The 12,261-nt window shown below is 60.2% G+C and carries 12 protein-coding genes; 3 read left to right on the top strand and 9 right to left on the bottom strand.

From position 1 onward, the window contains the following. The first annotated feature begins 49 nt into the window (after positions 1–49). The gene (locus tag AC1Z36_RS12055; RefSeq protein ID WP_402741316.1) at positions 50–2,065 is read left to right on the top strand and encodes an acyl-CoA dehydrogenase family protein; all 2,016 of its coding nucleotides are present in this window, start codon (positions 50–52) and stop codon (positions 2,063–2,065) included. A 74-nt stretch (positions 2,066–2,139) separates the two neighbouring features. Here the strand turns inward: AC1Z36_RS12055 and AC1Z36_RS12060 are convergent, their stop codons facing one another. Continuing rightward, on the bottom strand, positions 2,140–2,598 hold the full coding sequence (locus tag AC1Z36_RS12060) for a VOC family protein (protein ID WP_483561279.1): 459 nt from the start codon (positions 2,596–2,598) through the stop codon (positions 2,140–2,142). 212 nt (positions 2,599–2,810) lie between these two features. Here AC1Z36_RS12060 and AC1Z36_RS12065 point away from each other — a divergent pair, with 212 nt between their 5' ends. Continuing rightward, entirely contained in the window at positions 2,811–3,026 is a 216-nt protein-coding gene (locus AC1Z36_RS12065) for a hypothetical protein (protein WP_105661258.1), read from the top strand. Here AC1Z36_RS12065 and AC1Z36_RS12070 read toward each other — a convergent pair. Together AC1Z36_RS12070 and AC1Z36_RS12075 are read right to left on the bottom strand one after the other, a co-directional pair. Then, positions 3,023–3,961 (bottom strand): dihydrodipicolinate synthase family protein, encoded by a 939-nt coding sequence (locus AC1Z36_RS12070; RefSeq protein ID WP_105661257.1) that lies wholly within the window; start codon positions 3,959–3,961, stop codon positions 3,023–3,025. The genes AC1Z36_RS12065 and AC1Z36_RS12070 overlap by 4 nt on opposite strands. Further along, positions 3,958–4,902 (bottom strand): DMT family transporter, encoded by a 945-nt coding sequence (locus AC1Z36_RS12075; RefSeq protein WP_133833391.1) that lies wholly within the window; start codon positions 4,900–4,902, stop codon positions 3,958–3,960. Before AC1Z36_RS12075 ends, AC1Z36_RS12070 begins: the two co-directional genes overlap by 4 nt. Here AC1Z36_RS12075 and AC1Z36_RS12080 point away from each other — a divergent pair. Further along, positions 4,901–6,304 carry an aminotransferase-like domain-containing protein gene (locus AC1Z36_RS12080; protein WP_133833392.1) on the top strand — a complete coding sequence of 468 codons (1,404 nt, stop codon included), beginning with the start codon at positions 4,901–4,903 and terminating at the stop codon, positions 6,302–6,304. The genes AC1Z36_RS12075 and AC1Z36_RS12080 overlap by 2 nt on opposite strands. Before the next feature lie 413 nt (positions 6,305–6,717). Here AC1Z36_RS12080 and AC1Z36_RS12085 read toward each other — a convergent pair whose 3' ends face one another. The 6 genes from AC1Z36_RS12085 to AC1Z36_RS12110 form a co-directional block, all read right to left on the bottom strand. Continuing rightward, the gene (locus AC1Z36_RS12085) at positions 6,718–7,383 is read right to left on the bottom strand and encodes an ABC transporter ATP-binding protein (RefSeq protein WP_402741317.1); all 666 of its coding nucleotides are present in this window, start codon (positions 7,381–7,383) and stop codon (positions 6,718–6,720) included. 4 nt (positions 7,384–7,387) lie between these two features. Next, a complete protein-coding gene (locus AC1Z36_RS12090) occupies positions 7,388–8,659 on the bottom strand; it encodes a hypothetical protein (protein ID WP_402741318.1) in 1,272 nt (423 codons plus the stop codon). Beyond that, entirely contained in the window at positions 8,656–9,537 is an 882-nt protein-coding gene (locus tag AC1Z36_RS12095) for a hypothetical protein (protein ID WP_402741319.1), read from the bottom strand. Before AC1Z36_RS12095 ends, AC1Z36_RS12090 begins: the two co-directional genes overlap by 4 nt. A 441-nt stretch (positions 9,538–9,978) precedes the next feature. Next, positions 9,979–10,539: a hypothetical protein gene (locus tag AC1Z36_RS12100; RefSeq protein WP_105661251.1), complete on the bottom strand. Its 561-nt coding sequence runs from the start codon at positions 10,537–10,539 to the stop codon at positions 9,979–9,981. A gap of 76 nt (positions 10,540–10,615) precedes the next feature. Next, positions 10,616–11,302: an N-acetylmannosamine-6-phosphate 2-epimerase gene (locus AC1Z36_RS12105; protein ID WP_483561280.1), complete on the bottom strand. Its 687-nt coding sequence runs from the start codon at positions 11,300–11,302 to the stop codon at positions 10,616–10,618. A gap of 12 nt (positions 11,303–11,314) precedes the next feature. Next, positions 11,315–12,250 carry an ROK family protein gene (locus tag AC1Z36_RS12110; RefSeq protein WP_286172096.1) on the bottom strand — a complete coding sequence of 312 codons (936 nt, stop codon included), beginning with the start codon at positions 12,248–12,250 and terminating at the stop codon, positions 11,315–11,317. Between the last annotated feature and the right edge of the window lie 11 nt (positions 12,251–12,261).

Consider the following 12,261-nt stretch of genomic DNA (forward strand, 5'->3'; position numbering starts at 1 on the left):
ACCCAGGTGCACTCCCAACCCGACTCACCACCGAATAGAAAGACACGTCATGAGCGAGAACCGCATCAACGTCAACGCCCTGTCCGAACAGCTCTTCGGCCCCTATGCCGAAATCCGCAAGGCCTCTCGCGCCCGCGCCGCGGACCCGCAGCTGCAGCGCGACCCGCTGCTGGGCATGGATGAGCACCGCGAACGCGTTCTGGGCCAGCTGGGCATCCTGGTGCAGCAGGAAGCCGTCCAGCGCGCCTTCCCCACCGAATTCGGCGGCAAGAACGACCACGGCGGATCCATCGCCGCCTTCGAGGAACTGGTCGCCGCGGACCCGTCGCTGCAGATCAAGGCCGGCGTGCAGTGGGGCCTGTTTGCCGGGGCGATCCTGCACCTGGGCACCGAAGAGCACCACAAGGCATGGCTGCCCGGGGCGATGAACCTGGACACCCCCGGCGCCTTCGCCATGACCGAAATCGGCCACGGCTCCGATGTGGCCGCAGTTGCCACCACCGCTACCTACGACGAAGCCACCGATGAGTTCGTCATCCATACTCCGTTCAAGGCCGCCTGGAAGGAATTCCTGGGCAACGCCGCCCTGCACGGCAAGGCCGCCACCGTCTTCGCGCAGCTGGTCACCAAGGGCGTCAACCACGGCGTGCACTGCTTCTACGTGCCGATCCGCGATGAGCAGGGCAACTTCCTGGAGGGCATCGGCGGAGAGGACGACGGGCTCAAGGGCGGGCTGAACGGCATCGATAACGGCCGTCTGCACTTCACCAACGTCCGCGTGCCGCGCACCAACCTGCTCAACCGCTACGGCAACGTGGATGAAACCGGCACCTATTCCTCGCCGATTCCCTCCCCGGGACGCCGCTTCTTCACCATGCTCGGCACCCTGGTCCAGGGCCGCGTATCGCTTGATGGCGCCGCCACCAACGCCTCGAAGATCGCCCTGCAGATCGCGATCACCTACGGCAACCAGCGCCGCCAGTTCAACTCCACCTCGGACACCGAGGAAACCACCTTGCTGGACTACCAGCGCCACCAGCGCCGGTTGATCACCCGCCTGGCCCGCACCTACGCTGCCTCCTTCGCCCACGATGGGCTGCTGGAGAAGTTCGACGCGGTCTTCTCCGGGCGCGAGGACAGCGACACGGACCGCCAGGATCTGGAAACCCTCGCCGCGGCGCTCAAGCCGCTGAGCACCTGGGACGCGCTGGACACCCTGCAGGAATGCCGCGAAGCCTGCGGCGGAGCCGGGTTCATCGCCAAGAACCGCTTCACCCAGCTCTATGCAGACCTCGATGTCTACGTGACCTTCGAGGGAGACAACAATGTGCTGCTGCAGCTGGTGGGCAAGCGCCTGCTCACCGACTATGCCGCCGAATTCCGCAAGCTCGATACCGGGGCCATGGCCCTGTACGTGGCCAAGCAGGTGGGCACCACTGCCCTGCACCGCTCGGGCCTGCGCAGCGTCGGCCAGGCGTTCGCGGATATCTCCGATGAGCGCAAGAGCGCCAATTTCTTCAAGGACCCGGAGAACCAGCGCGCTCTGTTCACCGACCGCATCAACGCCAAGGTCGCCGAGGTGGCCAACGCCCTGCGCGGTGCCGGGAAGAACAAGGCCAAGGCTGCCGCCGCATTCAACGAGAACCAGGACCTGCTGATCTCCGCGGCACGCGACCACGGCCAGCTGCTGCGCTGGGAAGCATTCACCGCGGCATTGGAGAAGACCGGGGATCCGACCACCAAGGAGGTGCTGACCTGGTTGCGCGATGTCTTCGCGCTAACCCTGATCGAGGATGACCTGGGCTGGTACCTGGCCAACGGCCTGCTCTCGATGCAGCGTGCCCGCACCCTGTCCGGCTACATCAACCGCCTGCTTGCCCGCCTGCGCCCGCATGCCCAGGACTTGGTGGAAGCCTTCGGCTACACCCAGGACCACCTGCGTGCCGATATCTCCTCGGGCGGCGAAGCCGAGCGCCAGGATGAGGCCATGGAGTACTTCCGCAAGCTGCGCGCCAGCGACAATGCGCCAATCAGCGAGAAGTCCTTGCAGAAGGCCAAGCGCTAGAGCCAACGAGCAGGTGCCCGGACCAGGGGGATTTCCCCCGGGCCCGGGCACCTGCTGGTTAACGACTGCTTCGCCTAGTTTCCCAGCCGCTGGGCCAGGGCTACCGTCAGCCCTTCGGGGCCCCGCACATAAGCCATTTTCCAGGCGCCTTCGTATTCCCCGACGCCGCCGATCAGTCCATAGCCCCGGGTTTCAAGGCCGGCGACCATCCCCTGGAGGTCATCTACCTCGAAGGCGATCGAGCGCAGTCCCAGTTCGTTGGCCATGGCGTGCGGGTTGCCCGGTTCATGGGCAGGCTTCTCGAAGCTGACCAGCTCGATGCCGACCTCCGAATCCGCGGACTTGAGCATGACGACATTCGTGCGCGAGCCCTTGACCCCGCACACGGTTTCCAGGAACTCCCCTTCCATCCCGTCGACCCTGCCCTCGACACTCAAGCCCAAGCCGATGAAGAAGCCAGTCACCAGCTCAAGGTCTGCAACGGTGACGCCGATATGGTCAAAACGGATGATTCGCGGCATGGTGGTAGGCACCCTTTCGCTCCTAGATGGCCAGGCAAAGATGGCCAAGTTCGCTGGTTAGCCACAGGGTACGCCCACCGCGCGCCCGGAACCAGCCCGCGAAGAAGACTCCATGGAACTTGGAATCCGGCCAGCAGTGCGATCCCTAGTGGTGCCAATGCCAGTACTTCAAGGATGAAGAATGGAACCGCGGGGCGGAATCCGCCTGGGTGCTGATTTGTCTCGTGATCCGCCCCGCATTCCGCGGGCGGATCATTTCAGGGCAGTTGCCTGCTGCCGCGGTCGAGCATGCCCGCCCCACCGATACCGGAATCACCTACAAGGGCAGAGAGGGCCTATTTTCCGGCATCTTGGCCAGTTTCGAATCTGCCGGCTTCACGATCATGAATCGAAATCGAAGCCTCGCACTGGCCGAACAGGGCCGCTGGCCACCCAGCTAGAGACTTGCCTGCCCCAGTCCATCGAGCACCAGCGCCACCCTTGCCCGCTGCTCCCGGTTAAGTCCCTGGACCGGCAAGGGCAGGCAATTGGGTGCTGCCAGGCCCAGGTGCTCGGCAATGGCGGCACTGACGCGCAAGCTGCCGCCGCATTGCGCCATCAGGTCCCACAACGGCCGCAGATCCTCGGAAACCGCTAGCGCCTTCTGATGGTCTCCGGCCTGCACCGCACGCGTAATTCCAAGCATCGGGGCCGGGATCGTTCCGCCCACCGCGGTAAACCACGCGTCGCATCCTGCGATGAGTCCGGCTGCCCCGAACGCATCGCCCGATACCCCGATGCCTACGTGATCGGGAAGCACCGCCCGAATCGCCGCGACATGCGCCAGCGCATCCACCGGATCGGCCGGAACCCCCGGAATCTTGATGGAAATGATCCCCGGCAACTGCGCGATGCGCGCATAAAGCCCGTTGCTGAAGGTGAAATGCGTTGTCCCAGGGTTGTCATAGACAACGACCGGTAAGTCGCTGCGTTCGGTCGCCGCCCTGAACAGTGCGAAGACTTCATCATCGTCCAGCCGCTGGTAGCCCACCGGGGCGAGCAGAACGCCGGCCGCACCGGCGGCCTTGGCGTCGTCAATATGCGCCAGGACGTGGGCCGTGCGCATGGCGCCGACTCCAGCCAGCACCGGGATCCCCGTTGCATGCTGCACCGCCAACCCGATGACGCGTTCGCGCTCCGCGCGGTCCAGGTACATGTACGAACCGGTCGAGCCCAGGACGGTAATTGAATCCACCCCGGCCGCAACCAGTCGCTGCACCAATCCGATGAATGCAGGTTCATCGAGTTGGTCATCATTCATTGGGGTCAGCGGGAAGGCGCTGAGCCCGGTCAAAGCGGTGACTGGCACTGCGCCAGTTTTCGTTGATGATTTCATGATGCGCCATCCTGTCTCATGTGCTGGTTCCTCGATCTTACGGCCAGCAGCGCGCAGGCGATGACCGCGCAGCCGCCAACCACGGTGGGCCAACCGATTTGTTCGTGCAGCAGCATCCCGGCCCAGCAGATCGTCATCACCGGCTGCGCCAGCTGCACCTGGCTCACTTGCGCCATCGGGCCGATGGCCAATCCGCGATACCACGCAATGAAGCCGAGGAACATGCTCACGACGCCAAGATAGGCGAATGCCGCCCACTCGCTGAATGTTGCCGTGGGCGGTTGCTGGAGCGCCGAGACGGTCGTGAGGGTGATCATTACCGGTGAGGCCAGGACCAGCGCCCATGAGATCGTTTGCCATGAACCGAGCTCCCGCGAGAGCAGTCCGCCTTCGGCGTAGCCGATAGCGCAAGCGAGCACCGCCCCGAAGAGCAACCAGTCGGCCCCGTGCAAGCTGCCCAGCCCGCCTCCTTGCAAAGCGGCAAACGCCAAGGCTGCCAATGCCCCAGAACCAGCCGCGATCCAGAATCTGGCACTGGGTCGTTCCCTGGTTCGCAGAACAGCGGCTGCGGCCGTCACTGCAGGCAGGATGGCGATCACTACCGCGCCATGGCTGGCCGGAGCCGTGGTCATCGCAAAGGATGTCAGCAGGGGGAAACCTGCGATGACTCCCCCGGCGACGACCAGCAGACGCCACCATTGCGACCGTGTCGGAAGTTTCTGGCCGGTGCTCCATAGCACGGCAACAGCCAGCATTGCGGCGATAACGGATCGCCCGGCGCCGACGAACAGCGGTTGCAGATGGCCGCTTTCCACGGCGATGCGGGTGAAGGGCACGGTGAAGGAGAAGGCGAGCACTCCCAGCAAGCCCCAGATCAGCCCGGTAACGCCCGAGGATAGCGGTTGCCGCGAAATGAGAGTAGCGGTACTATCTAGTTTCATGTTTAACAGTAGCAGTGAGCGCCTGGTTGCGGTACTGCGCGAATGGATTGCGACAGCCCCCGCCGGGAGCCAGCTGCCCTCCACCCGTACTCTGGTGGCGGATTATGAAGTCAGCCCGGTCACCGTGCAGAAAGCGCTGCGGATCCTCACCGGCCAGGGCATCATTGAATCGCGTCCGGGTATCGGCACCTTCGTTCGCAGCCACCCGGTGGCCAGGGCGCACGACCATGCCTGGCAAACCGCGGCCTTGGGCGTTGTGCAACGGCCCCTGCCTGAACTCGCCTCCGCCCAGCGCGCTACGCCCAATGACGTCATATCCCTGCAGTCGGGCTATCCGGATCGAGACTTGCTGCCAGAACGACTGGTGCGCAGCGCCTTCTCGCGGGTCGCGCGCAGCGATGCGGTGCTCCAGCGCACCCCGGCCGCGGGGCTGCCTGATCTGCAGAGCTGGTTCGCATCCGAGCTCGGCGCCATCACCGCCCCTGGGCTGAGCGCGCCGGCGGCCAGCGACGTCGTCGTCCTGCCCGGCAGCCAAAGCGGGCTGGGCTCGATCTTCCGCTCACTGGTTGGGGCCGGCAAGCCGATGCTCATCGAATCGCCCACCTACTGGGGTGCTATCCTCGCGGCCGCGCAAGTCGGCGTGCAGCTCGTCCCCGTTCCCGCCGGTCCCCACGGCCCGGACACCGGGCAGTTGGATCGCGCTTTCGAGCAAACCGGGGCCCGCGCCTTCTACGCCCACCCGAATTTTGCCAACCCTTCCGGGGCCCAGTGGTCGCCCGAAGTTTCCCAGCGGGTGCTGGAAATCCTGAAGAATCGTGGCGCTTTCCTGGTGGAAGATGACTGGGCGAAGGATTTGGGGATCAATGCCGAGTCTTCACCGATGGCCGCCAGAGATGACAGCGGCCATGTGGTGTATCTGCGCTCCCTGACCAAAAGCGTGTCCCCGGCGGTCCGTGTTGCCGGCGTCATTGCCAGAGGGCCAGCACGGGAACGGATCTTGGCCGATAACCAGGCCCAATCCATGTATGTCAGTGGTGCGCTGCAATCCGTCGCGCTTGACGTGGTCACCCAGCCCGGGTGGCGCACCCACTTGCGCTCGGTGCGCCAGCAGCTGGCAACGCGCAGGGATCTGGTGCTCGACGCCCTGGCGCAGCATCTGCCCGAAGCACATGTCGAGCAGGTCCCGCTGGGCGGGCTGAACCTCTGGGCAAGGTTGCCGGATGCCACTAATCTGGTGCAGCTGGTCCGCGACTGCGAAATGCGCGGCGTGGCCATCTCGGCCGGAGACAGCTGGTTCCCCGCGGAACCGACCGGACGCTTTCTGCGGTTGAACTTTGCCGGCCCGAACCCTGGAGCCTTCAACCAGGGCGTCGAGATCATCGGCCAGGTGCTGCGCGCCTAGGTCCAATGCGAAGGGCTAACCAACATACCTGGTCTTCGTAGGGCTGTGCGAGGGCCGTGGGGTGCCTATAGGGCTCCAGCGATCATCAAAGCGACAAGTCCTGCAAGGCATTCGCCACCGTTGCAGCATTCAGATTGATACATAAGTGTTGCATTTCTGGTTATATATGAATATTCCAGCCGTCAATTAGCTTGAAAATAACACAATATGAACTGAAAGCATTTGTTTCGATGCAAGAAGATAAATTCTCTGACAAGAAATAAGCCCAGAGAAGAGACTCAACCGCGAGAAATCAGGTACGGAAATCTCAAATAAACCAATCTAGTTTTATGCATCGGAATAATGCCGTGATGTTTTAGGAATTTTTTAATCAGAATAGTTCTTTAGCCTAGGATTATCGATTAGAATCGACACTAGACTTCAACTAATTTCTTACCTGTGATAACTACCTGCCTGGCGCAACGTTGAGCTACTCGTTCACTATGGGTTGCAATAACGAGCAAACTTCCACGAGCGCGAAGAATGTCGAATAGATCCAACACTTCATTTTCCGTCTGCTCATCGAGCGCCCCGGTTGGCTCATCCGCAATTAGAATTGCTGGAGATTTAACGATTGCGCGGGCAATCGCCACACGCTGAGCTTCGCCACCTGAGAGTCTGCCGACTCTATGATTTTCGTACTTACTAAGACCTACATGACCGAGTGCGTCTGCTGCCGGGTCGCGGAAGGCGTTCTTATTCCCGCCTAGTCCCAACATGACATTTTGCAAGGCGGTCCGCTCAGGTAGCAGATCATAGCGTTGCGTAATTACGCCGACATTCGCCTTGCGAAAGGCCGCCATCCTCGATTCCTTATGCTGGAGAATTTCTTCGTTAAAGCGAAATTCCCCCATATAATGAGTATCAAGACCGGCCAAAATTTTAAGTAAGGTACTTTTTCCCGAACCACTGCGTCCGAGGACGGCAATTGAAGCATCGTTCTCATCTGCTTCAAAGTTCGTGTTCTGGAACAGTGTATGGGGTGTGCCGTTAGCCTCACGAAACCCTTTGGATAGGCCTCGAAGTTCGATTCTTGTCATGTCTCTATGCAATCTTTCTTTGAAAGTACAGTTTGGTCGACCTGGTAGCAGCAGCAATATCAACACAAGCAGCAACGGCAAAAATTAGAATAATCCAGCCGACGGCTGATGAACCCTCATTGGGTAAAACTTGATAAACAGTGAGGAACAACAGTCCGATTGCGGCCCATTCGATGAGCACAATCATCCCCATCCACTTCTGCAACTCCAAACAAGAAGTTCCAATTATCCACCGTAAATTGAGGACAGTACGCCGACGACGGAAATTGAATGAACTCAGCGCGCACAACACGAGTCCGCCAACTATTCCTAAAGCAACTTGAAGGAAGGCGACTAGCCATACATTATCAAATAGCATTGTTCGCATCAGGGAATATTGAGTTAAATATTGAGGCACACCTATAAGTGCATAGTTCGTGAATCCAGTTTCCCGCCCGATCTGGTCAAGATGCTTGAGGATATCGTTACTGGACATTTCTTTCGACGCAGTAAAATCGCTGTTGATCATTGCGAAGGACAATATCCCACCAAAATCTAGATTCGTCTTCGCTATCCCACGTAGTGTTTTTGGATACGGGATGACAATGGTGTCATCAAGGAAGTGGTCTATATCGTCTTGGTAGAACATCGAAGAGTGCGGCTCAAGGAATCCAACAACTTTGAGTGAGAACGGTTCCATGTAGAACATGCCGTCAAGTGTGTCATTGACACTGTAAATACCCCTGTAGTCCGCACCAAGCAACACTGGGATCTGGCCAGAACTGTAGTCAATATTCTCCCAATCAGGAAGTTGCCCCTCGTCGACCGTCAAATGCGAAAATTCAAACGCTTCCTTACTCATCTGCATTGACCGAACCTCCAGTGTCTCGCGCCCTGTCAGCTGATCGACGTAAACGCCGCCATTAACATAGTCTCCCCCAGCCCAAGCATCGAAAGACTCACTGCCTTTAAAATCAGCAATCGGTATAGGTTGATTAAAAGACGACAATAAGTTCACGAGCTTGCTCTCATTGAGTTTCTCGTAAAACTCTCCAATTTGATCTAGTTTTTCTGGGCTTTGACGAATTTCTGTGAACTCATTGGCATCGATAAAAGTATCTGTCACACGGTAGAGATCTTGATTGTTTCCATCACTAAAGCTTTTGATAATCGCGTTCTGCGTTGACGCTGAGAAACTGATAGTGCTGTATAAACCCGTTAAAAACAGCACTACGATAACAGCTTTTGTTGCAATAGCAAGCCAGTTTCGACGTAGATCAAAAATGAACTCGTTCATTTCATTCCTCCGTTCCTAACCACAAACGACGTCGTGAAAGAGAGAATGAACATAGATGTCAGAAGCACATGCGAGTAGAGAAAATCTTGAAACAATAAGCTAGCTCGACCCGCACTAAATAGAATTAGCGTCGGTACTATTGCCGCCGCGATCCAGACTGTCGTGTACGAGAGAATATGTCGTGACAACAAAAATGCGCGGGTGCGTCCCCACAGCCGATCTACCGAATCACGCGCTGCACCCCAGGTATGCGTTAGATACCCTAAAATACCTGTCCCAGTGATTAGCAAAACCACAGTAAGCATATTCATGATGGGAGAAATGAAATCAATATTAGTTCGCCTGGAGAGACCTGATTCAATCGCACGCGTATTCTCGAAACGTTCAGTAATCCGATCGGCGTCTGGTCCGTCAACGACGAATCGACGCTCACCTGGCTCCTCAAACAACTGTGGATCGTAAATAACGATTTCGTCGGCTAACAGGCTCTTGTCCCGTGCCCCTAATAAACCAGCAACTTCATATTCTTTTCCCAGTATTACGATCTCGGCGCCCACAGCTTGGAGGTTGGCCCCTACTAATGCCCCCGGACGACTATCGGATACATTCCAACGGATATCGTGCAGTGGTAAAGATCCAGACACGTCCGTTGTCGAAAATACGGCACGAATATGATCATCGTCAGCGAGCGGTTGGAAGATGGTTACATCCAACCCATCGCCCCGAGCGTAATCGATTGCTGTCGATGGATCACCGCTCAACTCGATAGCTCTGTTCGTATATAGTGAGTTTGCCTCCTGTAGGGTGGCAGCCTGTATGGCGCGATAAGACAGCATCGCTAGATCCAACAACAGCAACAATCCGGCAAACGCGAGCACCAGAATTATGGGTTTTGATCGCAAGGTACACTTTCACATTTGGCAGGTGGGGAGATGTACTCATATCTCAACCCACCTGTGTCGGTTATATCTTCCGGAAGATGTTATCTACCATAGTAAGTTCTAGCGGTGCCTGGGTCTATAAGAATCCCGCTTGAGACGGCATACCGCCGCCAAGGCAAATTGACCCCAGTACCATGGGAGCCACAGATACGACCTGAAACACCATCGATAGTGCTGCCCTTCTCCTAGTCGTGCACGCGTGGAGTGATAAATGCCGGACCAAGTCGTACAAGGCGGGTTCTGACGGTCGTTGCAACTCCTGTTTGATCAAGGTGTTGCAACGACCGTGAGAACCCGCCTCCTTTCCGGAAGTAGAAAGAAGGCCCCGGTGAATGAAAAATAATTTCATCCACCGGGGCCTGTTGAACTCTTTGCTGGCTACAGTCCGTCTACCTCGACCAGGCCGCGGCGCGTAGGCACCGGGGCCACGTGCGTGCCGTTGGCCGCCACGCGCTGAACCGACAGCAACCGCGGCGGCGCCCCGTCGGCGGTTTGCAGGATCCACGGACCGACCATCAGGTAGCCGCGATCATTTTCGGCTTCGGTGACCACGCCGGTAATCACGAAATCACCGTAGGGTTCCTGGCTGAAGGATGCGGCAACCAAATCGCCGTGGGACAGCTCGGAAACTTCGACGTCTTCCGGGGCGAACTCGCCTTCGAAGACTGCGGGGAAGGCGCGCACGTCCTTATCAGGCTGGCGGGCCATGGTTTCGCCGCCGTCGGCGTCTTTGGCTTTCTTCTTGGCAGCGGCCGCGTTCAGCCCGCCGACCATGACGTCGTCGAGCACCGTGGCGTGCGCGGCGCCGGTGATCAGGAAGTTGCCGAAGCGGGCGGTCTTGTAGAGCACCGAGATCACGTCTCCGGCTTCCACCTCGCCGAAGGCCGCTTTCATGCCGGCTACATCGCGCTTGGAAGGGCCCTTGATAAAGACGTCCACGGGGTGATTCTCCGATTCTGCAGGAATTAGGTTCTGCGCTTAAGCGTAGGCCAGTTACCAGCCACGAAGAAAACGCCTAGCCTCGCAGGGCGGCGTCGAACCATCCGGTAATGCTCGCCGGATGGGTGATCGCGGTGCCCACCACCACGGCGAACGCGCCGGCATCCAGCGCGGCTTTGGCCTGCGCCGGGGTGTGGATCCGGCCCTCGGCAATCAATGGCGGCTCCAGGCCCGCTGCTGCGATCTGCTCCAGCAGCTCCAGGTCAGGTCCCTCGGTCTTGTCCCGTTCCCCGGTGTAGCCGGCCAGCGTGGTGCCGATCAGATCGGCCCCGGCCTGCGCGGCAGCCAGCGCGTCGTCCAGCGACCCGCAGTCGGCCATCACCAAGGCGGCAGACCGTTCGTGGACCGCGTTAATGGTTTGTTTCAGGCTCTTGCCGTCGGGCCGTTCGCGGCGGGTGCCGTCCAGGGCCACGATGTGCGCCCCGGCGTTGGCCACCGCCAAGGCGTGGTGGATGGTGGGGGTGATGAACACGCCCTCATGGCCGTCCTTGAACAGCCCGATGACCGGCACCTCGACGGCCGAACGGGTGAATTGGATATCCGCGATGCCCTGCACGCGCACGGCGCCGGCGCCGCCGATCACCGCCGAGGCCGCCACCTGCGCCATGGTCTGCGGGTGGCGCATCGGCTCCCCCGGATAGGCTTGCGCCGAAACGATCAGCCGTCCGCGCAGGGCTTGAAGTGCTGCTGCCGAAAGCAACATGTCTTTCTCCTCTTAGTCTTGTGGCCAGAATAGGCTGGCCGCCCCGATCAGGGCGGCATCGGTTCCCAAACGGGCAGGTTCCAGCGCGGTGCCGCGCACCAGGTCGATGGCGCTGGAGGCGAAGCCCTCGCGCACACCCTCCCACCAGATTCTCCCCGCCCCGGCCATCCCGCCGGCAATGACGATTTTCTGCGGGTCCAGCACGTTGGCCAGCGATCCGGCGGCGGCGCCTGCGGCCAGGCCTCCGGTATGCACTGCCCGATAGGCCAAGGCGTCGCCGGCTCCGGCCAGCGCGGTGACCGCCTGGGTGTCGCGCACCTTCGGGTTGCCGGCCAATCGCTGGTAGTGCCGGTGGATCGCCGGCCCGGCGGCGATCGCCTCCACATGCCCGGTGCGTCCGCAGGAGCATTCCAGCCCGGTGGCGTAAGCCGAATCGATGTGCCCCATATGCCCGGCCACGTGGTGGAAGCCGGTGACCAGCTGGCCGCCGTGCAGGTAGGCTCCGCCGATTCCGGTGCCGATGGCCAACAGCATCATCTGGCCGGTTCCCCGGCCTGCGCCGAAGCGGGCCTCGCCCAAACCGTGGGCGTGCACGTCATTGACCGCGCGGACTCCCAGTCCGGTGAGCCGTCCCAGTTCGGCCGCCATGTCGGTGCCGGCCCAGCCCGCCAAGGTATCGGTGGCCGATACCACCTTCGCGGTTTCCGGGTCGATGACCCCGGCGGCGCCGATACCCAATCCGGCCGGCTGCGCCGAGCATGCACCGCGCAGCTGCTGCACCACGCCGGCCATGGCCGCGATGATTGCGGCGGCGCCTTCGCGGGCCGGTGTGGGTGCTTGGCTGCGCGCGGTGATGGTGCCATCGCGGCGCACTACGGCGCCGGCGATCTTGGTGCCGCCCAGATCCAGGGCGAGCACCTCGCCGGCGCCTGCTAGTTGTTCTTGCACTGGGCCAGGGC

The organism is Glutamicibacter sp. BS14, assembly GCF_056934375.1.